At 59.1% G+C, this 23,842-nt stretch carries 16 protein-coding genes and 7 pseudogenes; 12 read left to right on the forward strand and 11 right to left on the reverse strand.

What is annotated here, in order from left to right; all coding sequences use genetic code 11:
• Nucleotides 1-45 precede the first annotated feature (45 nt).
• Together CSC94_RS20465 and CSC94_RS20470 are read left to right on the forward strand one after the other, a co-directional pair.
• A pseudogene (locus tag CSC94_RS20465) lies at nucleotides 46-420 on the forward strand (transposase); the annotation flags it as partial.
• A 322-nt stretch (nucleotides 421-742) separates the two neighbouring features.
• Nucleotides 743-1,854, forward strand: a protein-coding gene (locus CSC94_RS20470) for an IS3 family transposase (protein ID WP_099308246.1) whose coding sequence is annotated in 2 segments (ribosomal slippage) — nucleotides 743-998 and nucleotides 998-1,854 — 1,113 coding nt in all. Because the reading frame shifts where the segments join, the coding sequence is not laid out codon by codon here.
• A 176-nt stretch (nucleotides 1,855-2,030) separates the two neighbouring features.
• Here the strand turns inward: CSC94_RS20470 and CSC94_RS20475 are convergent.
• Nucleotides 2,031-3,066: pseudogene (locus tag CSC94_RS20475) on the reverse strand (IS110 family RNA-guided transposase).
• 73 nt (nucleotides 3,067-3,139) lie between these two features.
• Here CSC94_RS20475 and CSC94_RS20480 point away from each other — a divergent pair.
• A pseudogene (locus CSC94_RS20480) lies at nucleotides 3,140-3,313 on the forward strand (IS3 family transposase); the annotation flags it as partial.
• A 26-nt stretch (nucleotides 3,314-3,339) separates the two neighbouring features.
• Here the strand turns inward: CSC94_RS20480 and CSC94_RS20485 are convergent.
• Complete coding sequence (locus CSC94_RS20485; RefSeq protein ID WP_205853379.1) at nucleotides 3,340-3,984, reverse strand: IS110 family transposase; 645 nt, start codon at nucleotides 3,982-3,984, stop codon at nucleotides 3,340-3,342.
• Between the two features lie 67 nt (nucleotides 3,985-4,051).
• Between CSC94_RS20485 and CSC94_RS20490 the strand changes: the two are divergent.
• Both CSC94_RS20490 and CSC94_RS24305 read left to right on the forward strand, forming a co-directional pair.
• Nucleotides 4,052-4,219: pseudogene (locus tag CSC94_RS20490) on the forward strand (integrase core domain-containing protein); the annotation flags it as partial.
• A gap of 313 nt (nucleotides 4,220-4,532) precedes the next feature.
• Nucleotides 4,533-6,563: a glycosyltransferase family protein gene (locus tag CSC94_RS24305; protein WP_133122946.1), complete on the forward strand. Its 2,031-nt coding sequence runs from the start codon at nucleotides 4,533-4,535 to the stop codon at nucleotides 6,561-6,563.
• A gap of 191 nt (nucleotides 6,564-6,754) precedes the next feature.
• On the opposite strand, the pseudogene CSC94_RS20495 reads toward CSC94_RS24305, so the two are convergent.
• A pseudogene (locus CSC94_RS20495) lies at nucleotides 6,755-7,030 on the reverse strand (integrase core domain-containing protein); the annotation flags it as partial.
• Between CSC94_RS20495 and CSC94_RS20500 the strand changes: the two are divergent.
• Nucleotides 7,010-7,219, forward strand: a pseudogene (locus tag CSC94_RS20500) (DDE-type integrase/transposase/recombinase); the annotation flags it as partial. The pseudogenes CSC94_RS20495 and CSC94_RS20500 overlap by 21 nt on opposite strands.
• A 241-nt stretch (nucleotides 7,220-7,460) precedes the next feature.
• Here the strand turns inward: CSC94_RS20500 and CSC94_RS20505 are convergent.
• Nucleotides 7,461-8,544 (reverse strand): annotated as a pseudogene (locus tag CSC94_RS20505) (IS5 family transposase).
• Nucleotides 8,545-8,772: 228 nt separating this feature from the next.
• Here CSC94_RS20505 and CSC94_RS24310 point away from each other — a divergent pair.
• From CSC94_RS24310 to CSC94_RS20515, 4 genes are all read left to right on the forward strand, one after another.
• Nucleotides 8,773-9,606, forward strand: coding sequence for a hypothetical protein (locus CSC94_RS24310; protein ID WP_133122948.1), 834 nt, complete (start codon nucleotides 8,773-8,775; stop codon nucleotides 9,604-9,606).
• A gap of 143 nt (nucleotides 9,607-9,749) precedes the next feature.
• Nucleotides 9,750-10,829 carry an IS5 family transposase gene (locus CSC94_RS20510; RefSeq protein WP_099308247.1) on the forward strand — a complete coding sequence of 360 codons (1,080 nt, stop codon included), beginning with the start codon at nucleotides 9,750-9,752 and terminating at the stop codon, nucleotides 10,827-10,829.
• A 418-nt stretch (nucleotides 10,830-11,247) separates the two neighbouring features.
• Nucleotides 11,248-12,558 carry a glycosyltransferase gene (locus tag CSC94_RS24090; protein ID WP_114647869.1) on the forward strand — a complete coding sequence of 437 codons (1,311 nt, stop codon included), beginning with the start codon at nucleotides 11,248-11,250 and terminating at the stop codon, nucleotides 12,556-12,558.
• 292 nt (nucleotides 12,559-12,850) lie between these two features.
• The gene (locus tag CSC94_RS20515; RefSeq protein WP_099308248.1) at nucleotides 12,851-13,978 is read left to right on the forward strand and encodes a DegT/DnrJ/EryC1/StrS family aminotransferase; all 1,128 of its coding nucleotides are present in this window, start codon (nucleotides 12,851-12,853) and stop codon (nucleotides 13,976-13,978) included.
• A gap of 413 nt (nucleotides 13,979-14,391) precedes the next feature.
• Here CSC94_RS20515 and CSC94_RS20525 read toward each other — a convergent pair whose 3' ends face one another.
• Nucleotides 14,392-15,642 carry an MFS transporter gene (locus CSC94_RS20525; RefSeq protein WP_099308250.1) on the reverse strand — a complete coding sequence of 417 codons (1,251 nt, stop codon included), beginning with the start codon at nucleotides 15,640-15,642 and terminating at the stop codon, nucleotides 14,392-14,394.
• A gap of 510 nt (nucleotides 15,643-16,152) precedes the next feature.
• Between CSC94_RS20525 and CSC94_RS20535 the strand changes: the two genes are divergently transcribed.
• Entirely contained in the window at nucleotides 16,153-16,974 is an 822-nt protein-coding gene (locus CSC94_RS20535; RefSeq protein WP_099308252.1) for a class I SAM-dependent DNA methyltransferase, read from the forward strand.
• Nucleotides 16,975-16,977: 3 nt separating this feature from the next.
• Here the strand turns inward: CSC94_RS20535 and CSC94_RS20540 are convergent, their stop codons facing one another.
• On the reverse strand, nucleotides 16,978-18,579 hold the full coding sequence (locus tag CSC94_RS20540) for a GMC family oxidoreductase (RefSeq protein ID WP_099308321.1): 1,602 nt from the start codon (nucleotides 18,577-18,579) through the stop codon (nucleotides 16,978-16,980).
• Nucleotides 18,580-18,715: 136 nt separating this feature from the next.
• Between CSC94_RS20540 and CSC94_RS20545 the strand changes: the two genes are divergently transcribed.
• A complete protein-coding gene (locus CSC94_RS20545) occupies nucleotides 18,716-19,642 on the forward strand; it encodes a LysR family transcriptional regulator (protein WP_165784538.1) in 927 nt (308 codons plus the stop codon).
• On the opposite strand, the gene CSC94_RS20550 is transcribed toward CSC94_RS20545, so the two are convergent.
• Genes CSC94_RS20550 through CSC94_RS20570 form a run of 5 tightly spaced genes read right to left on the reverse strand, consistent with a single transcriptional unit; the run spans nucleotide 19,629 to nucleotide 23,818 of the window.
• Nucleotides 19,629-20,591, reverse strand: coding sequence for a fumarylacetoacetate hydrolase family protein (locus tag CSC94_RS20550; RefSeq protein WP_099308254.1), 963 nt, complete (start codon nucleotides 20,589-20,591; stop codon nucleotides 19,629-19,631). The two genes, CSC94_RS20545 and CSC94_RS20550, sit on opposite strands and share 14 nt — an antisense overlap.
• A 10-nt stretch (nucleotides 20,592-20,601) precedes the next feature.
• A complete protein-coding gene (locus CSC94_RS20555) occupies nucleotides 20,602-21,372 on the reverse strand; it encodes a cyclase family protein (protein WP_099308255.1) in 771 nt (256 codons plus the stop codon).
• Entirely contained in the window at nucleotides 21,369-21,968 is a 600-nt protein-coding gene (locus CSC94_RS20560) for a carboxymuconolactone decarboxylase family protein (RefSeq protein WP_099308256.1), read from the reverse strand. Before CSC94_RS20560 ends, CSC94_RS20555 begins: the two co-directional genes overlap by 4 nt.
• Nucleotides 21,969-21,971: 3 nt before the next feature.
• Nucleotides 21,972-23,276, reverse strand: coding sequence for a TRAP transporter large permease (locus tag CSC94_RS20565; RefSeq protein ID WP_099308257.1), 1,305 nt, complete (start codon nucleotides 23,274-23,276; stop codon nucleotides 21,972-21,974).
• The gene (locus CSC94_RS20570) at nucleotides 23,276-23,818 is read right to left on the reverse strand and encodes a TRAP transporter small permease subunit (RefSeq protein ID WP_099308258.1); all 543 of its coding nucleotides are present in this window, start codon (nucleotides 23,816-23,818) and stop codon (nucleotides 23,276-23,278) included. The genes CSC94_RS20565 and CSC94_RS20570 overlap by 1 nt, the downstream gene beginning before the upstream one ends.
• Between the last annotated feature and the right edge of the window lie 24 nt (nucleotides 23,819-23,842).

The raw sequence follows: 23,842 nt of genomic DNA on the forward strand, positions 1-23,842 counted from the left end.
TGGAGACTGGATCGCGTTCTACAACAATCGGCGTCCTCATCAGGCGCTGAACATGAAAACACCCGCTCAGGCATTCGCTTTAGCGGCTTAACCTGTGCAGATTCCACTGGGTCGATACACCAGTTCCGATCTGGGCGACAGTTTGCAGCTTGGCTCGGCCTGACGCCGCGACCGAACAGCTCGGGCGGCAAGGATCGATTGGGAGGCATCAGCAAACAAGGCGATGGCTATCTCCGAAGATTGCTCGTCGTCGGGGCGACTGCCGTCGTTCGAATGGTCCGCAAGGACCCGAGCCGGCAGCCCTGGCTGGCGGCGCTGCTCGAGCGCAAGACGGTTCGTGTCGCAACTGTCGGTTTGGCCAACAAGACCGCTCGGATCGCGTGGGCCGTCATGACGCGAAAGGAAGTTTACGCCGCATAGACCTTATTCCGGACCGCCAGGAAGTGGCGACAGGATGGTGAGAGAGGGCTGAGTGGTGATGACAAACCGGTCAGACCGGGGATCGGCCAAACCCAGGGGAGCAGAGCGCTTCGAGCGCGTTGACCTGATCAGGGACCCGATCCGCGGACTTCATCAGGGCCAGCAGCCATGTCGTGCTGCGCGAATAGGCCGGACACATGGATGCACCCGACCGGTGCGCATTGCCGCCAGAAACCTCTTGCACCGCAGGGGCCGTCCACACATGCTCCCCTGAATGATCCTCGTTTTTTGGTTAGCCTGCCCCTGACGAAGGAGACAGGCGATGAAACGATCCAGGTTTTCCGATGAGCAGATCATCGGCATTTTGAAAGAGCACCAGGCGGGCATATCGGCCGCCGATCTATGCCGCAAGCACGGCGTCAGCGATGCGACCTTCTACAAGTGGCGCTCTAAGTATGGCGGCATGGAAGTGTCGGAGGCCAAGCGACTGAAGGCGCTGGAGGAGGAGAACGCCAAGCTGAAGAAGCTTCTGGCGGAGTCGATGATGGACGTGTCGACGCTCCGCGAGATGCTCGGAAAAAACTTCTGACGCCCGGCTCGAGGAGGAACGCCGTGAGTTGGGCTATCGAACACCAAGGCTACTCGCAACGACGCGCCTGCGGGCTGGTTGGCATTGATCCGCGTGTGTACCGCTACCGATCGACGCGACCGGATGATGCGGAACTGCGTAAGCGGCTGAAGGAACTGGCGTCACAACGCCGACACTTCGGCTATCGGCGTCTGCACATCCTGCTGAAGCGGGAGGGCGTCGAGGTGAACTGGAAGAAGCTTTACCGCCTCTATCGTGAGGAACGGCTCACCGTGCGCAAGCGTGGCGGCCGCAAGCGGGCCCTGGGCACGCGGGCCCCGATGACGATCCCGCAGGATTCGAACCAGCGCTGGAGCCTCGACTTCGTGTCCGGCACACTGGTCGATGGACGCCGCTTCCGCATCCTGTGCGTCATCGATGACTTCAGCCGGGAATGCCTGGCGACCGTCGTCGACAACTCGATCTCGGGCCATCGCGTTGCCAGGGAGCTTGATGCCATCGCAGAACGACGTGGCTATCCCTTGCTGGTGGTCAGCGACAACGGCACCGAACTCACCGCCAATGCGATGCTGAGTTGGCAACAGGATCGTGACGTGGAGTGGCACTACATCGCACCGGGCAAGCCGATGCAGAACGGCTTTGTCGAAAGCTTCAACGGGCGCCTGAGGGACGAGTGCCTGAACGAGCATCTCTTCACCAGCTATCGCAATGCTCGCGACATCATCGAAGAATGGAGGATCGACTACAATCTGAACCGACCGCACACGAGCCTCAATGAGCTCACCCCGAACGAATTTGCAACCCGGTCCGAAAGGGACCACAACGTGAACAGGGCTAACTTATAGACGCGGACATAACCGGGAGCAGGTCATCCTCATAAAAGCTCCGGCGTCAATGCACCGGTTTTTTGAACCAGGTTTCCAGGGACGCGGGTGTTCGACCCTTCCGGCCATCAGCCTCCTTCCGCCAACCTCGCTTAGCTACGGCTCCCGTTTCTGGTGCCGCAGCAGATCCTTTTGTTTCAGGCCGCCACGGCCTGTCCCCATCCACGTTCGAAGCTGATGCCGCGCCGTAGGCTCGCCCAGGCGATGCGGGCGAGTTTGGCGGCGAGCGCGACAATGACGACGTTGCGATGGGCTCGGGACAGAAGGCCTCGAAGCCACTCACCCAGAGGCGTCGCCTGTTTGGAGAGGCTCGGCAGCGCCGCACGCGCCCCATGGATCAGCAACATGCCGAGGTAAGTGTTCCCGCGCTTGGTGATGCTGAGCAGCCGCGGCTTGCCGCCGGTCGTCATCTGCTTCGGCACGAGGCCGAGCCAGGCTGGCATGTCGCGCGCCCGGTGGAACGCCTCGCCGTCTCCGACGGCCGCAACCAGCGCGGTTGCGCCAAGGACGCCGATGCCGGGTATCGAGTTCAGCCGGCTCGCTGCTTCGTCGGCATGTGCATGCTCGGCCAGATCGCCGTTCAAAGCATCGATCCGCTCGTCGAGGGACAGCCACTCGGCGCTCATGTCCCCGATGAGCGTCAAGATGCGGGTCGAAAGGTCCGAAGGCGGCTCGGCGAGGAACGGATCGATTTTCCGTTCAAGAACCTTGCGCCCCTGTCGGAAGGTATATCCACGCTCGAGCAGGATCGCCCGCAACTGGTTCAAGAGCGCCTTGCGCGCTGCCACCAGACGAGAGCGTGCCCGGTGCAGGGTCTGCAGGTCGAGCCGGTCTTGGCTCTTAAACTCGACGAAACGCATGGTCGGCCGCGTCGCTGCCTCGGCAATCCCCGCCGCATCGTTGTCGTCGTTCTTTTGTGCGCGGACGTATGGGCGGACATACTCGGGCGACATCAGCCGGACTTCATGCCCTTTCGCGGCAAAGAGGCGGCCGACATGATGCGCACCGCAGCACGCCTCCATAGCGACGGTGCAGGGTGAAAGCCTACCGGCAAGCTCGGCGAGGGTCGCCCCTCCTTACGCGCCGGCGCAGAACGACCTGCCCCTCCGCGTCCAGGCCCACCACGCTGTTCAGGTTCTTGCCCAGGTCAATCCCAAGGGTCACGATAGTCATCGGCTCGCTCCTTCCTCTCAAACACACCGGCACCATAACTCGGAGCCGGCGGGAGGGGCGGGCCATCCCATAAAAAATGGTAGGGCCCGCCGCCAAGCGCGAAGCCGTCGCGCATCTGAGGGCCGTCATGGGCCTGTCGGAGCGGCGGGCCTGTTCCTTCGCCGGTGCAGATCGCAAGATGATCCGCTATCGCTCCTGCCGCCCATCGGAGACGGAACTGCGCGGCCGGCTGCGTGATCTCGCCAACCCGACACCAGGGATCGTCATGAAGCGTCAGCAAAGTTCGTCGTTCTCCGTCAGGCGCAGCAAGGCACGGTGCAGATCGGCAAGAGCCATCTTCATCGCCGCCCGCCCCGCCAACAGCGTATGGATGCACAGTTCAAGGAGCGGATCGCCGGCGATAAGTTCGCGAGCCCGCGCCTCGAAGTCCAGCGCACCAACCTTGCCAACCTTCAGACCGAAGGGGCGAAGCAAACCGCGGATCTCGTTCTCGTGGTCATGGAGCTTGTTGACGTAGAACTCGCGTGCGGTCAGCGGTGTACGCAGCTCCTCGCTTGGCGGCGACTTCACATGGACGGCCTTGAACCAGCCCGATCGAATCAGCTGAGCGAGTGAACGTGCATCATTGCGGTCATTCTTGTTCCGGTTCATCGCCACAATCGCCGCCTTTGCGTGCCGGGCCTCGATACACACCACCGGCAGTCCGGCATCCTTGAGGCCGAACCACAGTCGTTGCGAAAGCGGCCCAGCTTCGAGGCCAACCCGAACGTAGTCGCCAGGTGCCTCGCGTAGCTCACGAATGATCGCATCTGGTTCAGAGGCCACCTTGGCCTCTAGGACCATCCGCCCCTCATCATCGACAACACAAACGCTGGTCAGTTCCAGCGACACGTCCGACCCAGCATAAAGCGCAGCCATCGTCCGTCCTCCTTGGCTATGTTCGCTGCCGGAAAGAAGAACACCAGCAGAACCGGGCGCGAAAACCCGATTACGCCATCTGAATGCCCACTGGTTCCTGACACTTGCCGACGCGGTCGAAAAGTTGGAGGATTGGCGTAGATACTACAATGAAGAGCGCCCGCATGGCGCGATCGGCAACAAGACCCCGATCTCGTTGATCAATCCCGATGGCGCCACCAGCCCGCCATCGTGAAATAGGCCGGAAACTCTACCCTCCGGCGGTCCAGAGAATGGTATTGGAGCAGAAACCCCGGAAACTCCGGCCTGGTGCAATCCAAAGACGGGGAGCGGTTCACGAAAATAGAGACTTTCGTAGCGAATTTGGATGAACCAATGTTTGACATTATCCACCGATGCAGCTATCCGCAAATAGAGATACGCGTAGTTCTATTGTTTCTGAAATCCTCGTTGAGTAGGATACGACAATAGAATTTTTGCCGCTCCATCTTAGAATGAAAGATTGGGCGCACAGTCGCAGAACGCAACTCTTTGCATGGGTTAGTGAGATGGCCTCCAAAAAAACAAGTGAGAAAACGCAGCCAGATAGCAAAAAAATGCCCAAAACCCCCAGTGTGCCAGTAAAAAGAAGCGCTTCGTCCGCAATAAATAAAGAAACCAGTTCAAAGTATACTCGGAGAAAAGAAAAAGCTATTGATGTGACGGGCGTAGAGCGAAAAGTGGAAGCTGCCACGGACCGAAAAATAGAAAGCACCACATCAAATAACGATTTCAATCAAAGAAAAATAGTTGATGATAACTACAAACCTGCTGTTAAGTCGGCGTCCAAACCTCGTAGCCGAAGAAGTACGGATACAAAATCAATAAATGTAAACAAAACGTCAGCATCGGGTTCTTCCTCCGTTTCATCGGAAAAGGCTGAATCGGTCGAGCGAAAGGCTCTTGATGAAGCTCAAGCGGAAGCCGATAGATATAAATCTGAATACACTAGAATAAAAAGCGAAATAGAAAAGATAGTCTCCTCATCAGAATATATTAAGTCTGAAAACGAAGCTTTGTTAAAAAGAAATGATACATTAGATTATTATGTAAAAATTAAAGATGCAGAAATATTGGAGCTTAGAAAGAAGGTTTCTGATAAAGAATTGGATATCAATGAGTTGAGCAATCAACTCATAGCGGTCGATCAGCTGCGAAATCATTGGGAGTATTTGGCTCGGTCGTTGTTGCATTCGACATCTTGGAGGGTTACTGCACCTTTTCGCAAGGTGGCGAGTATTGCCCGATATATTGTGGGTCAGCCCGGGGCTTTCAATGTGCGTATTGAAAATGTCAGGAGCCTTGTTCGCAGCGAAGGTATTGTGAATTCTGGAAGAATTTTATCGAAGAGGCTGGGTCAGAAGAGCGCCGAAGATCATCACAAACCTGATATTCATCAAGGAAAGCGCAGATTCGATACCCGCGCTGAATTCGCAAACTTTCTTGCAACGGAGCGCGCGAATAATCGAACAATATTTGCAGAATTGCCGATTATTGACTGGAATGTTCCACTTTATCAGCGACCGCAGCACATTGCGACCGCATTTGGCCGATCGAATACCTTGGTCGTTTATACGACTAGCAATGTATATGATAAAATTAGTGGTTACGTAGAAGTCGAACCTGGCGTCTGGGTAACTGATGATGGGGGCGTCTATGATCTTCTGGAGGGTGCGATTTGTTCTATATACTCGACCGCACACTTTGATGCTTATGATATGTTGAAGCGCGTATCAGAGAAAAATGTAATTATGTATGAGTATATCGATCACATTGATCCAGCTATCTCTGGTGATGGCGTTGTTAAGCTTCAGAAATTGAAGGATTTTTGCTTCAGTGGTGGAGCTGATGTTATTGTCGCATCCGCTAAAAAACTAAAAGATGAAGCAATAAAAGCAATCGGCGAAGATAATGTCTGCTTTGCTCCAAATGGCGTCGATTATGAACACTATAAAGCGGCAATGGCGGATCCAAAACCAGTTAGCGCTGAATATTCAAATTTTCTAATGCGTTATCCTAAGATTATCGGATATTTCGGAGCGCTTGCTCCTTGGATCTGGTACGAAATGATTAATGATATTACTGCTACTCGTCCAGACCTTGGTTTTGTTTTCATCGGACCGGATTACTACGGGGGATTTGATCAACTCGAAAAGCGCGACAATGTGTTTGCTCCTGGAGCAATAAATTATACAGATCTGCCACATTATGCTTTGCATTTTGATGTGGCTATGATCCCGTTTCGGCATGGTGATATCGCCCAGACTACGTCACCTCTAAAGTTGTTTGAGTATTTTGCCCTCGAAAAGCCGGTTGTCGTTACTGATCAGATGCTAGAATGCACGGTCTATCCAGAGGTATTTAAGGCGTCGAACTCTATGGAATTTATCTCTCGTATTGATGAGGCGCTCAACGTTTGTGGAAGCAAGCGGTTCAAGCGGCGTCTGAGAAAATTGGCTCTAGAGAATACTTGGGATGAGCGGGCTAAGGCTATGAAAGTTTCTGGCATTGATGCGCTGCGGAGGAAAGGGTTAAGGTAGAATCCGGAGATTTGGAGTACACCCCGTCTCACCGGATTTGTCGGCTAGAGCACATCCGTTTCTTGCTCCGATACCATTCTCTGGACCGCCGGAGGGTAGAGTTTCCGGTCCATTTTGACGTGGGACCCGAATTTGGACCACCCTGGTGGGGAATTTCCCGGGGATAACACTCACGGCGGACCGGATGCGCCTTAGGCATTCGTGAGTGATATCGGCGGTTTGTTGCCGATGGCACTGTGAGGGCGAACCTCGTTGTAGTCTCTACGCCATTCCTCCATCTTCTGGCGGGCGTCGTCAAGCGTCAGGAACCAGTGCTGGTTCAGGCACTCCGCCCGGAACTTCCCGTTGAACGACTCGAAGTAGGCAGTGTCCGTCGGCTTGCCGGGCCGTAAGAAGTCGAGCGTGACGTCATTGGCATATGCCCACAGGTCGAGATCGCGGGAGATGAACTCGCTGCCATTCCGGACACCTCGATTTCCGGCAGACGCGTCGCGCGGGAACCGACCGATCTGATCGGCCGCCGCGGCAAGCCCGGCATGATCGTTTCAGACCACGGCACCGAATTCACCTCGAACGCCATCCTCGCCTGGTCGAAAGATCATGGAGTGGAATGGCACTACATCGCTCCCGGCAAGCCGATGCAAAATGGCTATGTCGGATAACGTACAAAATCTTTCACACTTTCGGATTTGACGGCTCCTTCTAGATTGATGGAAGGAGCAATGAGATGGATGACGAGAAGGATGCTGCGATGGGGCAAGTGATCTGGATCGACGAAGCGCGGATCAAGGATCACCTGGACACCTCCGGAAACCATCATTTACCGCCGCTTATCGGCCAATAGCGCGCAATGAGGGGGCTATTCGGGAGAATGCGTTCGGATTGGCGGTTCGGGGCTCATGCAGGCACACTTCGCCTGTCGAGCCAGCACCATAGCTTCATGTTGTAGGCCATGTTGACGAGCGTTATCGCTGCTGCGGCCCGCGCGACCCCGATCGTTCGAATGAAGAGCCCCATCCGGTTCTTCTGTTCGGCAAAGACATGCTCGACCCGGGCGCGAACCTTCGACTTTGTCGCATTGCCCCTGGCGACCGTCTTCGACATCGGCTTGCCCTTGGGCTTCTTGGAGTGAATGCGGCTGGTCTTTCCAGCAATTGCGAGGAATTCCTCGTTTGCTGCCGAGCGGTAGGCCGTGTCTGCCCATACATCGGAGGCCGTGTTGGCCGGATCGATCAGTCCTTCGCGCAGCCGCGCACCGTCATGGGCGGCCGCGTCGGTAGTCTTTGGGCGCCGGATGATAACCGTGGCGCCGGTCAATCGAGATGTGGTTCTTGTAGCCAAACGTCGGTATCGCGATATCGATCTGCGGCGTGCCATCCTCTTTCGGCCTGGCCTTGGCGAATTTGACCGTCCAGCGCGCCGACGTATCCTTCTGCGCCGCCCTGGCCGGGTTGTCAGGCCAGATCTCAAGAGCGCTCTTGCCGTCCTTGATCGCAGCCTTCTCGCCATCGGTGTTTCGCTGCTTCGGGGCGGCGACCAGCGTTGCATCGATGATTTGGCCGCCCATCGGCAGATAGCCGGCCTGGCTGATCGCGCGATCAAGCCGTTCGAGGGCCTTGTCCAGCGCCTTGGCCCTGATCAGCGTTTCGCGGAAATCCCAGAGCGTATTCTCATCCGGGATCCGATCACCGGGCCCAAGCGAGCAAAACCGCATCCAGGACAGGCGGTCACGCACCATGTAGGACGTCTGCGCCAGGGAAAGGCCGTGCAGCGATTGCAGCACCAGTATCTTGAACTTGAGCACCGGATCAAACGGCGGGCGTCCACCCTTCGAAGCCGCACTGCGACGCAATGCCTTCGATAAAACCGGGCGAAACATCTCAAAATCGACTGTCGCGGCAAGCTTCTCAAGCGGATCGCCTTCCGCTGACAGTTCCTTCAACCGGTCCTCAAAATCCCAGAACCCGCGCTGTCCCTGCATCGAAATCTCTCCGGCAAATCACTGCCGAGAATGAATCATATCCGTCCCAATCAGGCCAGTTTCCGGAGGCGTCCAGGTTTTTCGAGGCGCCGACGTTGAATGGCATTGACTCAATTTGAACCCAATATCCGAAAAGACATCATTACCTTGAAACCAGTACACGTACGGCTTATTGGTCAAGCTCTGTGTTGGATTCTTCACATCGGCCCTTGAAACGAGCGTGGTAAAATGTCTGCAGCTTTAGAAGACAAACTATCAAAATATCTTCAGGATATGCTTGTACATATTCCAACTGACGACATATCTGCACGTGATAAAGCAATCGAATTATTTCGCCAGAAAACAAGATCAGTAATTGATAATATCCGAAACAATTCGGGTGATTCTGTCGCTGATAAATACACTAATATAGTAGAAAAAATAATCGAAAAACAATTATATAATTATAAAGAAAATGAATATATATATCTTGTTGATGAATATAAATCCGATTATCGCGGTGATGAATCGGAATTAAGTCATTTAAAAGATAGTAACGACTATAATGATGAGAGAAACATAAATAAAAAAATTAATAGAATGAATATAAAATCATTAATTTTTGTTATTATTGGTATAGCAATAGGCGCTATTGGCTATTTATCCGTTCAAATCGCTAATAATTGGATGTCTGCCGGGGGTTATTTTGTAAATAATGTTCTCGTCGATCAAGCGCAGGGTAATGATGTTGCTGCGGAAATCATAGGTGTTATGAAAAAAATAGAAGAAGATATCAATAATAACAATGCAAAAAGTGCCAAAAAGCCAATCAAAGGTGGACAGTTCCTTTCTGTAAGTAGTGTATATCCAGATTTATACGGGTCTTTAAGTGAAAAGGCGCGCCGTAGTGGCGAATTTCTTATGCAAGTCACTGGATCGGGATACAAGATTATTTTTAAAGGATGGCCGTGTATATTTGCTTACCAACGTGATGAAAAACTTGTTGATCGGCGCCGTACCAAACCACCCGTTTCACTCTGCAATTATTTTGGAGTTTGGAATGAGCGCGGTTCATCGTTTTAGGCCGTGAATTCATACTGTTGCAGGCGTAGCATGATGCAAGCGAGCTTTGCCATGGCGAGGATGGTCGATCCTAGCTGGAGACCCGCAAAAACCCCGCCATGGTCGGGTTGATATGATTCTATCGGTGGTGTGGAGGTGCGCCGATGAATCCCGAAAGCCGTTTTTCTCTTTCTGAGCATCTTGAGCGATTGAGCTATTATGGCTTTCCGTTGGAAGTGCTCGCTGCCACCGTGGATTTTGATTATTTCCGGATATGGCTTGTCGAAGGCCTTGGTTATGGGGATGGTTCAAAGGGCGGCAGGCCGCCGTTCGATCCGGTTGCCATGTTCAAGGTTCTGATCCTGCAGGCGCAGCACAATCTTTCAGCCGCGAGGATGGAGTTCATGATCCGCAACCGGTTGTCCTGGTTGCGCTTCCTGGGCTTCGAACTGGGCGGGGCGACACCCGATGAGAACACCATCCGCCATTTTCGCAACCGGATGATCGAAACAGGGACGCTCAAGCGCGTCATGAAGGCCTTCGACTGGCAACTTCACAAGAAGGGCTACATACCGATGTCCGGCCAGATTGTGGATGCGACCCTGGTGCCGCCACCCAAGCAGCGCAATACGGAAGTTGAGAAGGAAGCCATCAAGGACGGAAAGACGGCCGGCGAGATCTGGCCGGACGAGCCGAACCAGACTGCACAGAAAGACACGGATGCTCGCCGGACGCTCACGATTGGCGGCAAGATCCGGTATCGTCCGGATGGCACGCCGTTGCCGCCGATCGCCTTGCCTGTATTCGGCTACAAGTCGCAGATCAGCATTGACCGTCGCTTCGGCTTCATCCGGGCTGGTACAGTGACCTCGGCTGCTGCGTCGGACGGGCGCGAGATGAAGCATGTCATCGACAAGACCAATACGGCGTCGGATGTATGGGCCGACAGTGCCTACCGTTCGAAGGAGAACGAGGACTGGCTGGAGAGGAACATGCTGACGAGCCGCATTCATCGGCGCAAGCCGGCGAACCGCCCGATGGCCAGGGCGACTGTGCAGTCGAACGCGAAGAAGTCATCCATCCGTGCAGCAATCAAACATGTCTTTGCGCACCAGAAGAACCGCTATGGCCTGTTCATTCGAACGATCGGCCTAGCGCGGGCGCAGGCCAAACTAACGCTGGCCAACCTGGCCTACAACTTTGACCGTCTGATTTTCCATGAACGTCGAAAGGCCAAGGGATAGGCGCGCCCGAGAACAGCGAAAATGCACCAAACCGACCTTCAGGCCGCACCCATTGGTGGCCGGATCCGGACGAAAATGCCCGCCATCAAGAAGACAGGCCCCCAAAAGCCGATCATCGCTTCAAACCAACCGGTTTTTGCGGGTCTCCACTTCACAGCCTGCGGATATGATCCAACATGAACCGGATGCGCTCTAGAAAACTCGGGTCTATTCACATCAGCCTGAGAGAACGGGCCTATATAGGTCAAAGCAAGTACCCGTTGGTATCAGTTCTCAATGGATATCAACACCATAATATGGCATTGCAAATGCACGCCGCATAAGGTCAGAAACGAACCATCAGAATCCGCGTGAATGCGGATGAGGCTCAGGTTCAGTTTACAACCTGTACACTTCTGTGGAAAAGCGGATTGTAATAATGAAAAAAATATCGATAAAAAATATGTCCATTAAAAAAATAAGTAACTTCAATTCATTTAGAAGAAATTATATCAGGCTTATGGGGCTAACAAAAAATTTTGGATACTATGGAGCAATTAGAATAATATTTTATAGATATTTTATTATATACTTTAAAAGTCTATTGCAGACGAGAAATATTAATTACATTAATGGTGTATTGCAGAAAAATAAGCAAAGGCCCACTATAATAGTGGTCTCGACACTAGATTGGGATTATCCGTTTCGCCAGAGAGTGCACCATCTTGCGGAGGCGTTTGTTCAACAGGGCGCTGCGGTGATATTTATTTCACCAATGCATGGTTACGACGGCGTACTCGCGAAGGAAGTTTCACCTCATCTAGTGATCTCGCCGCACCGAAGAATCCTGATAAAGATGATCCCTCATGATATCCTCTTGGTCTTATCCACGGACGGGTCGCTCAACCGTAGCGAAATAACTACGACGCCCAGTTCAGGACGGGTGGTGTGCTACGATTTTATTGATCATCCAGATGATTCACTAAATAGCGTAGAATACGATATTGATCGATGGAAATTACACTATGATTTGATAAATGGCGAGTTGTCCGCTTGTGTAATATGCTCCGCTGAAAAAATTCTAGAGAGCATACATCAATCAAAACGAGTAGTATATTCAAAGCTTGTGACCAATGGCGTGGATGTGCGGCATTTTTCAGAAGTTATTAAAGATTTATCCAGTTTGAATAAATCTTTTCGTAGCGTAGTGGAGAAAAATAAACCGATTATTGGTTACTTCGGAGCACTTGCTGCTTGGTTCGACTATCGTCTTGTGATTGATGTGGCTCGCGCAATGCCGGATGCTGAGTTTGTGATTTTTGGTGTAAGGATGGATTCCACTGCTGATTTGAATTGGAACTGGCCAGAAAATGTGCATATATTACCACCGCTTCACTATGATATGCTTCCAATTCATTCTGCATGGTTCGATGTTGCCATTATTCCTTTTGTAATCAATGATATAACATTGTCGACATCACCACTTAAGCTTTTTGAATATCTTGCGCAAGGGCACCCTGTCGTTTCTACACCTCTTCCGGAATGCCAGAAATGCTCGCTTGTATTTTGCGCATCAAATGCGCTCGCATTTGAAGATGCTATACGTAAAGCAATTTTACTAAAGAGGGACGACGAGGACTATGAAAGGAGGGCGAAAGCATATGCCCGGGAGAATAGTTGGGCAGCGAAAGCACGTCAGATAATGGCGGTTACTAGACCTGCCACGGAGCTTTCATCCAGCGGCGATTAGAGCCTCGGCCGTTTTTTGCTCCGGTACCATTCTCTGGACCGCCGAAGGGTAGAATTTTAGGGGATCGTAGCACCTCCGAATTGAGTTTCATTCTTATTTGTGCAAATGGATGGCGTTTAATTGCTGTGAGAATGATGATGTATAAAATAAATAAAAAATTTTATTACTTGAGAGGCTATCTATATATTTTGGAAAGGAAATAAAATAAAGCATTTCATTATTGTAAAGATTGTGTATAAAGCGACTATATCGTGGTGGCGAAAGCAGACCCACAAAAGGTCAGGAGCAGGAGATGGGCATTCCTTTCATCGATTTGGCCGCCCAGCAGGCTGTCATTCGCCCGCGCATCGACGCGGCGATCTCGCGGGTGCTGGACAGTGGCGCCTACGTCATGGGACCCGAGGTCGCCACCTTCGAGAAGGAACTGGCGGACTTCTGCGGCGCCAAGCATGCGCTGGCCTGTGCCAATGGCACGGATGCGCTGATGCTGGGGCTCATGGCCTTCGACATCCGCGCCGGCGATGCCGTCTTCGTGCCTTCCTTCACGTTTGCCGCGACGGCCGAGGTCGTTCCCTGCATGGGCGCCGTACCCTTCTTTGTCGATGTGCTCCCGGGCACCTTCAACATGGATCCCGAGAGCCTGAAGCGCTGCATCGTCGCGGCGCGCGACATGGGCCTGACCCCGCGCATGGTGGTGCCGGTCGACCTGTTCGGCCTGCCCGCCGACATGGCCGCCATCCAGCCGATCGCCGACGAGGCCGGCCTTCTGGTCATGTGCGACAGCGCGCAGGGCTTCGGCGGGCGGATCAACAACCGCATGACCGGCACCTTCGGCAAGCTGACGACCACCTCCTTCTTCCCTGCCAAGCCGCTCGGCTGCTACGGCGACGGCGGCGCCGTCTTCACCGATGACGACGAGATCGCCGACCTGATCGACAGCTACCGCATCCACGGCAAGGGCTCAGACAAGTACGACAACGTCCGCATCGGCATGAACTCGCGTCTTGACACCATTCAGGCGGTCATCCTGTCGATCAAGCTGTCGATCTACGCCGGGGAAATCGAGGCCCGCAACCGCATCGCGGCGCGCTACAATGCGCTGCTGAAGCACAAGGTGATCGTGCCCCAGGTCCCCGACGGCTTCGAATCGGTCTGGGCGCAGTACACCGTGCGCCTTCCCGACGCACGCACGCGCAGCGAGGTCCAGGCCCACCTGAAGGACAAGGGCATTCCGACCGCGATCTACTACCCGATTCCGCTGCATCGCCAGACGGCCTACGACCGCTTCCCGTCCGACCCGGCAGGCCTCAGGGCCACGGAACTGGCGGCGGACGAGGTGCTGAGCCTGCCCATGCACGCCTACCTCGACGAGGCGACGCAGGACCGGATCGCCGACGCGCTCATCGAGGCGCTCGACTGATTGTTCCCGGAGCAATTCCAGCGAAAGTGGGTACCGGTTTCGCGTCCGGAATTGCGTGAAGACAGGCGCAATTGAGCGAAAGCGGGAACCGGTTTCGCGTCCGGAATTGCGTGAAGACAGGCGCAATTCCAGCGAAAGCGGGTACCGGTTTCGGGTCCGGAATTGCGTGAAGACAGGCGCAATTCCAGCGAAAGTGGGTACCGGTGTCGGGTCCGGAATTGCGTGAAGACAGGCGCAATTCAGCGAAACTGGGAACCGGTGTCGGGTCCGGAATTGCGTGAAGACAGGCGCAATTCAGCGAAAGCGGGTACCTGTTTCGGGTCCGGAATTGCGTGAAGACGACAACCTGGCCACCTGGGGCGATCCAACGAAAAGCGGGATCGCTCCAATACCCGCCCGGGGCAGGGCATGTCCTACGCCGGCAAGGCCGCGCCCCGTCGCGGCCGGCCGCGCCAGAGCAGGACGCTCATCACCGAGAGGTTGACGAGGTTCCAGGCGATGCCGTTGAGAAAAGCGGCCTGGTAGGAGCCGGTGAGGTCGTGGATGGCGCCTGACATCCAGCCGCCGATCGCCATGCCGATGATCGTCGCCATGATGACCAGGCCGGTGCGCCGCCCGGCTTCCGAGGCCGGCAGGTATTCCCGCACGATGATGGCATAGCTCGGCACGATGCCGCCTTGCGACAGGCCGAAGATGAACGAAACGACGTAGAGCGAGGTCAGGCCGTCCGAAGGCAGGTAGAACAGCAGCGACAGCCCTTGCCCGACGGACCCGATGATGAGGGTTTTCACGCCGCCGATGCGGTCGGCCAGCCAGCCCGAGGCGAGCCTGGAGAAGATGCCGGCGCCCAGCATCAGCGCCAGCATGTCGGCCCCGCGGGCCACGCCGTAGCCGAGATCGGCGCACAGCGAGACGATGTGAACCTGCGGCATCGACATGGCGATGCAGCAGGCCAGTCCGGCGACAAACAGCATCCCCTGCAGCGTCGTCGGCGACAGGCCGGTCTCCATGGGCCGGAAGGCGGACGGGTTGGTGCCGGCCGTAGCGGGCAGGCCGCGCGGGGAGGGTCGCCGCAGCAGGCCGGTCAGGGGGATCATCAGGCCGAGACAGACGAAGCCGATGACGAGATAGGTGAACCGCCACCCGCCGTGGCTCATCAGCGGCTGCATGGCCAGTGGCCAGAGCGTGCCGGCGAGGTAATTGCCGCAGGCGACAACGGCAATCGCGATGCCGCGCCGGCGCTGGAACCAGTGGGAAATGTCGGCCAGCAGCGGCGCGAAGGCCGCGCCGGCCCCCATGCCGATCATCCCGCCCTGCAGAGCGGCGACCAGCCAGAAGGCCGGCGCCAGTCCGGCCAGCAGGAAGCCGGTGCCGAGCAGCGCCGCCGCCAGCGCCAGAGGCACGGCGGTGCCACGCCGGTCGATCTGCCGGCCGATCAGCAGGTTGCCCAGCGCGAAGCCGACCATGGTGAGCGTGTAGGCAAGCGACGCCTCGCTGCGATCGAGCGCGAATTCCGCTTCCATCGCCGGCAGGGCAACGATGACGGACCACATGCCCGCACCGCCGACGGTGCCATAGGCCAGGCAGGCGGCCATGCGGCCCCATGCATAAGCACCGTCGATGTCATCGCCCGTACCGGGCGCTGAAGACAGGAATTGCCGCATTGTCCCTCCCGATGCCGCCCCGGTTCGGGCTTTCGGTTCCCGGGCAGGCAGGCTCTGGCCTCGCGGGGTGATATCTAAAGCAATTCCAGCGAAAGTGGGAACCGGTTTCGCGTCCGGAATTGCGAAAAGAGGCGTGCTCGATTCCAGCGAAAGCGGGAACCGGTTTCGCGTCCGGAATTGCGAAAAGAGGCGTGCTCGATTCCAGCGAAAGCGGGAACCGGTTTCGCGTCCGGAATTGCGAAAAGAGGCGTGCTCGATTCCAGCGAAAGCGGGAACCGGTTTCGCGTCCGGAATTGCGAAAAGAGGCGTGCTCAATTCCAGCGAAAGTGGGAACCGGTTTCGCGTCCGGAATTGCGAAAGGAGGCGTGCTCAATTCCAGCGGAAGCGGGAACCGGTTTCGCGTCCGGAATTGCGAAACAACAAGGGGCATTGAATCCGGCCCGGAAATGGCGGAAATGCTCCTGGCCGGCCGATACCCGGCGAAATGCATGGACATGCCAGGAGCCGGTGATGACGGAATTCGACGAAGACAAGCTGGCGGAAGCCTACGAACGGGCCCTCAGGCTTGAAAAGGCCGGTGAAACCGATGCCGCCGAGGCTGCCTGGCGCGAGGTGCTGGCGCTGGATCCGTCCGACCATGGTGGCGCGGCCATTCGCCTGGCCGCCCTCGGCCGGGCACCCGATCCGGACAAGGCGCCCGATGCCTATGTCGAGACCCTCTTCGACCAGCATGCAGCCGCTTTCGACGAGATCCTGGTCGACCAGCTCGGCTATGCGATTCCGCTGCAATTGCGCCAGGCGCTGCTCGACCATGCGCCCGGTCCCTACGCGCGCGGGCTGGATCTCGGCTGCGGCACCGGCCTCACCGGCAGCGCGCTCGACGGCATGGTGACCGATTTCATCGGCGTCGACCTGTCCGAGCGCATGGTGGAACTGGCCGACGAGCGGGACGTTTATGACGGTCTCTATGTCGCCGAAGCCGTCGATTTCGTCGAGAACATCGAGGACGAGGAGCCGTGGGACCTCGTCGCCGCCACCGATGTCATGCCCTACCTTGGCGACATGGAGCGCATCGCCGCCGGCGTGGCGCGGCGGACGAACGCGGGCGCCGTCTTTGCCTTTTCCACCGAGACCATGCCCGGCGAAGCGATCGGCCCGAAGGGCTGGCGGGTCACGCCGAAGCACCGCTTTGCCCACAGCCCGGCCTACCTGGAGGCCGTACTCTTACGCCACGGTTTCACGATCCTGCATATCGAGCCGGTGACCGTGCGCATGGACGAAGGCCAGCCGATCCCCGGCCATCTCGTCCTGGCGCGAAAGATGAACGGATAGCGTTCAGGCCGCCCGCGCATCCTCGCGGATCATCGCGGCCGCCTTCTCGGCGATCATCAGCACCGGCGAATTGGTGTTGCCGGACGTGATCGTCGGCATGACCGACGCATCGGCCACGCGCAGGCCCGTGAGGCCATGCACCTTCAGCCGGTCGTCGACCACCGCCATCGGGTCCGAGCCCATTCTGGCCGTGCCGACCGGGTGGAAGATGGTCGTGCCGATGTTGCCCGCCGCCTCCACCAGTTCCTCGTCGCTCTGGTATTCCAGCCCCGGCATGAACTCCTCCGGGTGGAAGCGCTGCACCGGCTCCTGCGACACGATCCCGCGCGTGATGCGGATGGCCTGCGCCGCCACCTGCTGGTCATGCAGGGCCGACAGGTAGTTGGGCTGGATCGCCGGGTGCGCCGCCGGGTCGGCGGACTGGATGCGCACGTGGCCGCGGCTCTGCGGGCGCAGGTTGCACACCGAGGCCGTGAAGGCGGGGAAGGGGTGCAGCGGCTCGCCGAACTTGTTCAGAGACAGCGGCTGCACGTGGTACTGCAGGTCGGGATAGTCGAGCGCGGCATCGGACTTGGTGAAGGCGCCGAGCTGGGACGGCGCCATCGACATCGGCCCCGAACGCTTGAGCATGTATTCCAGCCCGATCATCGCCTTGCCGAACAGGGTGCTGGCCCGCTGGTTCAGCGTGTCCACGCCCTTCACCTTGAAGGCCATGCGCAATTGCAGGTGATCCTGCAGGTTTTCGCCCACGCCCGCCATCTCGTGCAGCACCTCGATGCCGTGTTCCTGCAGCACCGCGCCGGGGCCGATGCCCGACAGTTGCAGGATCTGCGTGCTGCCGAGCGATCCGGCGGACAGGATGACCTCGCCGCGTGCCCGCGCTTCCATGGCCTGGCCGTCGCGGGTGAAGGCGACGCCGGTCACCCGCTTGCCATCGAGGACCAGGCGGCTCACCTGCGCATTGGTCATGACGGTCAGGTTGGGCCGCTCCATGGCCGGACGCAGGAACGCCTTGGCCGTGTTCCAGCGCCAGCCGTTGCGCTGGTTGACACGGAAATAGGCGACGCCCTCGTTGTTGCCGCGGTTGAAATCCTCGGTCGCCGGAATGCCGGCGGCCACGCAGGCGTCGCGAAAGGCGTCGAGAATGTCCCAGCGCAACCGCTGTTCCTCCACCCGCCATTCGCCGCCCGCGCCGTGCATCTCGTCCGGCCCGGCATAGTAATCCTCGGATTTCTTGAAGAAGGGCAGGACGTCGTCCCAGCCCCAGCCGGTGTTGCCGAGTTGCCGCCAGTGGTCGTAGTCGCCCTTCTGGCCGCGCATGTAGATCATGCCGTTGATGGAAGAGCAGCCGCCCAGCACGCGGCCGCGCGGATAGAGCAGCGAGCGGCCGTTCAGCCCCTTTTCGGCCTGGGTGGAATAGCCCCAGTCGGTGCGCGGATTGCCGATGCAGTAAAGGTAGCCGACCGGCACGTGGACCCAGATGTAATTGTCCTTGCCGCCGGCCTCCAGCAGCAGCACCTGCCTGGAGGCATCTTCCGAAAGCCGGTTGGCCAGCGCGCAGCCTGCCGTTCCGGCGCCCACGATCACGTAGTCGAATTCGCCCATCGCTGCCATGCTGTCCTCCCTGGCGTCCCAAGGGCCGGAAGACCGGCCCGTCCTGGACCATTGTCTCCATTTCCCGTTGAAACCAAATGTTCAATTGCGCACAATCAGGGTGCAAGACTGCACGGAAGGATGGCCGATGTTCGACTGGAACGACATGCGCTTTTTCGTCGAGGTCCGCCGCGCGGGAACATTCGCGCTCGCCGGCCGGCGGCTGCGTTGTGCGCATACCACCGTCTCGCGGCGCATTTCGGCGCTGGAGGAAGCGCTGGGCGCGCGCCTGTTCGAACGGATCGGCGACCGGCTGGAACTGACGGCGGAAGGCGAGGCCGTTGCCGCGCTGGCCCAGCGCATGGAGGATACCGCCATTGCCATTTCCGACCGCGCGGTACCCGCGGGCACGGCGATCACCGGCTCGGTCCGGGTCGGCGCGCCCGATGGCATCGGCAATGCGTTCCTGTCGGCAAGGCTGCCGGACCTGTGCCGCAGCCAGCCGGGTCTCGACATCGAGCTCGTACCCGTGCCGGTGACGCACAAGCTGTGGAACCGCGATGTCGATATCGCCATCAGCCTGGACCGGCCGGAAACGGGCCGCGTCGTCATGCGCAAGCTGACCGACTACGACCTGCGCATCTACGGGGTCCCGGCACTTCTGGAGCGGGCGGGACACCCCGAAACGGTGGACGATCTGCTCGCCTTTCCCTTCACCGGCTACATCGATGACCTGTTGTTTTCCGGCGCGCTGGATTTCAACCGAACCATCCATCCCGGCCTGCGCGTGGCCTACAAGGCCGCCACCGTGAAGGCGCAGATGGATGCCGTCGGCGCCGGTGTGGCGCTGGGCGTTCTGCCCTGCTTCATGGCCCGCGACACCGGCCTCGTGCCGCTGCTGCAGGACACGGTGGCCTTCTCGCGCACCTACTGGCTGCTCTACCCGGAAGACCTGCGCGAGGTGGAGCGCATCCGTGTCGTGGCAGCCCATATCGCCGGGGCGGTGCGGGCGAACGCGGCGCTGTTCCGCTTTCGCCCGGACGATGCGGCCGATCCGTCGCTCAGCCCTGGCTGACCACCATGTTGCGAAGGGTGCCGATGCCCTCGACCTCGAGTTCCACCACGTCGCCGGATTGCAGGTAGCGGTTCTGCTCCAGCCCGCAGCAATTGCCCACCGTGCCCGAGCCGATCACCTCGCCCGGGTGCAGCGTCTCGTCGGCGCTGACATGGGCGATGATGGCATCGAACCCGTGCAGCATGCCCGACGTGTCCGACGTCATCCACGGCGTGCCGTTGACCCGCACTTCCACCTTCAGCGCCTGCGGATCAGGGATCTCGTCGCGGGTCACGATCCAGGGGCCGAGCGCGTTGCCGCTGTCGAAACTCTTGCCCTTGGCCGGTCCGAGCATGCCCTGCATTTCCTTCAACTGGGCATCGCGGGCCGAGAAATCGTTGAAGATCGTGTAGCCGAAAATGTGGTCGAACGCCGCATCCTTGCCGATATTCTTGCCCTGCTTGCCGATGATCGCGGCGAATTCCAGTTCGAAATCCATGAACCTGGAGTAACGCGGCCAGGTCACGGTGGCCTCCGGTCCGATCACCGAGAAGCGGTTGGTGATGTAGTAGATCGGCAGGTCGCGATAGACCGCCGGCACGTCGTCCGGCAGCGATGTGGCCGGCTCGGGCTGGCCCTGCAGCCGCGCCGCCAGCTTCTGCATGCCCGCCGGGGCCTGGCGCACGTGCAGCGGGTAGACCGAGGCATCGCGCATCTGCGGCGGCACCGGCAGCGGGGCAAGCAGCTTGACCTCGCCCATGGCAAGCCGGTGCTCCGGCCCGGCGCGGTCCAGGGCCATCCGCGCGATCGCCATGCCGTCCGCGCCCGCCTCGATCAGCGTGAGCATCGAATCGAGCACGCCGCGCGCCTCCGCACCGGCCGCCGCCTTCAGGTCGACGATCGTCGTGCCGTCATCGACGACGGCGCCGATTCTCTGTCGCAGGTCTTTCTCGTAAGTGGCGAGTTTCATGAGATTTCCTTCAGTCGCGGAAGAGCGCAACGGGCCGGCACCAGCCCGCGCTCGCAGCCCGGATCTTGACCGGGAAGCACACCACCTCGAAGCCGGTGGCCGGCAGGCTGTCGAGGTTCGCCAGCTTTTCGATGTGGCAGTAGCCGTGCACCATGCCGGCGCGGTGGCCCTCCCAGATCAGCGAGGCATCACCCGTCTCCGCCACCCGCTTGGCCGTGTGAACGAAGGGCGCGTCCCAGCTCCACGCATCGGTGCCGCACACGCGCACGCCGCGGTCGGTCAGGTAGAGCGTCGCGTCGCGCCCCATGCCGCACCCTGTCGCCACGTAATGCGGCTGGCCGTAGGCCGCGCCGGCCGCGGTGTTGACCAGGACGATGTCGCCAGCCTGAAGTTCGTGGCCGATCTCCTTGAAAGCCTTGTCCATTTCCGCTTCGGTGACGACATGCCCGTCGGCGAAGTGCCGGAAATCGAGCTTCACGCCGCGTCCCCAGCACCATTCCAGCGGCACCTCGTCGATGGTGATGGCGCGTTTCCCGCCGTCCATCGTGGAATGGTAGTGGTAGGGGGCATCGATATGCGTGCCGTTGTGGGTGGACAGCGTCACCTGTTCCACCGCCCAGCCTTCGCCGCCTGGCAACTGGTCGCGCGTCACGCCGGGGAAGAACGACAGCAATTGTTCGGCCGTGTCGTTGTGGCCGAAATAGGCGATCTTCGGCCCGAGACCGGGCGGATCGGCATAGTCGGTGTTTTCCAGCGGGTTGGAGAGATCGACGAGTCTCATGGTTGTCCTCCGTGCTTTCCGGGCGTCCAGCCGGCATGTTTCAAAAGGGAAGGGGCCACCGCAAGGGGCTCGGCTTCCAGCGGTGTGGCAAGCGTGTCGTTCCAGCGGTTCAGGAAGCCGAAGAGCGAGATCATCGCCATGATCTCCGCGCATTCGCCGTCGTCGTAGTGCTGGCGCAACCGGGCCATGTCCTCGTCTTCGACCATGTTGGGAACCATGCCCGCGCGGGCCGCGACGGTGAGCGCCGCGCGTTCGGCGGGCGTGAACAGGTCCGAGGTCTCGAAGCTGAAGGCGGCGGCGAGCTTTGCCTCGTAGCCGGACCGCGCGGCGGTCGAGGCCGTGTGCGCCTGGCAATAGCGGCAGCCGGACGCGTTGCTGCTCACGTGGGCGCAGAGCGCCTTGATCTCGTGCAGCCGGTCCCCGGGCCGCCCCATCACCCCTGCGGCCATGTCGAGGAAGGTATCGAGGATCTCCGGTCGATGTCCCATCGCGGCCAGCGAGTTGGGAACGAAGCCCATCATGCCGCGCACCATCTCCAGCTTGGCGCGGAGCGCGGGCGGCAGGTCTTGCAGGTCGACAGGCGGAAGGCGGCTCAAGCTCTATCTCCCCAGGATGAAGGTGACGATGGTCGGAAAGGCAATGACCGCGACCAGCGTGACGGCCATGACGAGCGCGAAGGGCGCGGCGCCGATGAACACGTCCCGCAGTTCCACGCCCGTGCCCTTCAGCGTCGAGGTGACCACGAAGACCGAGATGCCGAGCGGCGGGGTGAGCAGGCCGATCTCGATCGCCATGACGGTGATCAGGCCGAAATGCACCGGGTCGATGCCAAGGCCCTGCGCGATGGGAAAGGCGAGCGGCACGGTCACCAGCATGATCGAGGCGCTGTCGAGAATGGTGCCGAGCACCACGAGGACGGCGCTGAACAGCAGCAGGAAGCCGAAGGGCCCGAGCCCGGCCTGCGTCGCCCATTCGGTCACCGCTGCCGGGACGCCCGAGAAGGCCAGCATGCGCCCGTAGATCGCCGCGCCGATGATGAGGAAGCAGACCGCCGCCGTGATGTGCCCGGTCTGAACCGTGATCCGCCAGGCCGAGGCGGCATCGAGCCGCCGCATGCCGAAGGCGATGGCGAGCGCGGCGAAGGCGCCCACGGCCCCCGCTTCTGTCGGCGTGAAGAAGCCGAGATAGATGCCGCCGAGCACGATGGCGGCCAGCAGCAGGACCGGAAGCAGCATGCGCCGGCGCACCCGCTCGTCCGGTTCGTCCATCTCGTGCCCCTTGCCGACCATGTCCGGGCGGACCAGGCCGATCAGCACGATCCAGCCGGCGAACCCGGCGCTGAGCAAAAGGCCCGGCCCGACGCCGCCGAGGAAAAGCTCGCCGATGGAACTGTCGGTGAGCACCGCGAACAGGATCAGCAGCAGGCTGGGCGGGATCAGCATGCCGAGGACCGACGACCCGGCGACGACCCCCGCCGCGAGCCGCTTGTCATAGCCGGCGCGGATCATTTCCGGCACCGATACCTTGGCGAAGACCGCCGCCGAGGCGATGGAAATGCCAGTGATGGCGGCGAAGATGGCGTTGGAGACGACGGTGGCGACGCCGAGCCCGCCGGTCGACCCGCGCAGCATCCGCGAGATCACGGCGAACGTGTCCCGCCCGAGCCCGGTCTCCGACACCGCGATGCCCATCAGCACGAAAAGCGGCACCACGCCGAAAGCGTAATCGGCGATGGATTCGGTGGCCGCCAGGGCGACGAAATTCAATGCCAGTTTCAGCTTGCCGGTGATTGCCCAGACACCGAACAGCGACACCGTGGCGAGCGCGATCCCGACATGCATGCCGCCCCAGATCAGGACGAGGATGACGCCGAGCGAGATCAGGCCGATGGTCATCGGTTCCATCAGCGCTCTCCCTCGGGCGGAAGGCGGCCGCCGGCCCGCCGCGCCGCGCGCAGGGCCTCGACGGCGAAGGACAGGGACAGGAGCAGCGATCCGCCGATGATGATGGCGAGGAACGGCCAGACGGGCAGGGCGAAATAGCCCGCCGCGCCCTCGAACTCGCCGCGCTCGAACGCCTTGATCATGCGCGGCCAGACCGTCCAGGCCAGCGCCAGCGTCAGGCCGCAGCCGGTTGCCTGGGCGATCGCGTCCATGGCGTGGCCGAGGCGCGGCCGCTTGCGGATGATCATCGACAGCAAGCCGTCCGAGCGGATCATCTGGCCGGCCGCGTGGGTGTGGGCGATCTGGAGGAACACGATGCCGATGATCGAGAACTTCACGATCTCCGGCACGCCGGCGATGGGGGAAAGAAAGACGTTGCGGCCGACGACGTCAGCCACGATCAGCGCCATGAGAAAGATGATCCAGGCCGTTGCCGCCGCATTGGCCAGCGCGATCACGCCGGTGAACAGGCGGGCGGGGAGGGGCGTTTCGTGTCGGCTCATCGGGTGTCCTGGCAGCCGTCGGAA

The organism is Zhengella mangrovi (genome assembly GCF_002727065.1).
GTDB classification, from domain to species: domain Bacteria; phylum Pseudomonadota; class Alphaproteobacteria; order Rhizobiales; family Rhizobiaceae; genus Zhengella; species Zhengella mangrovi.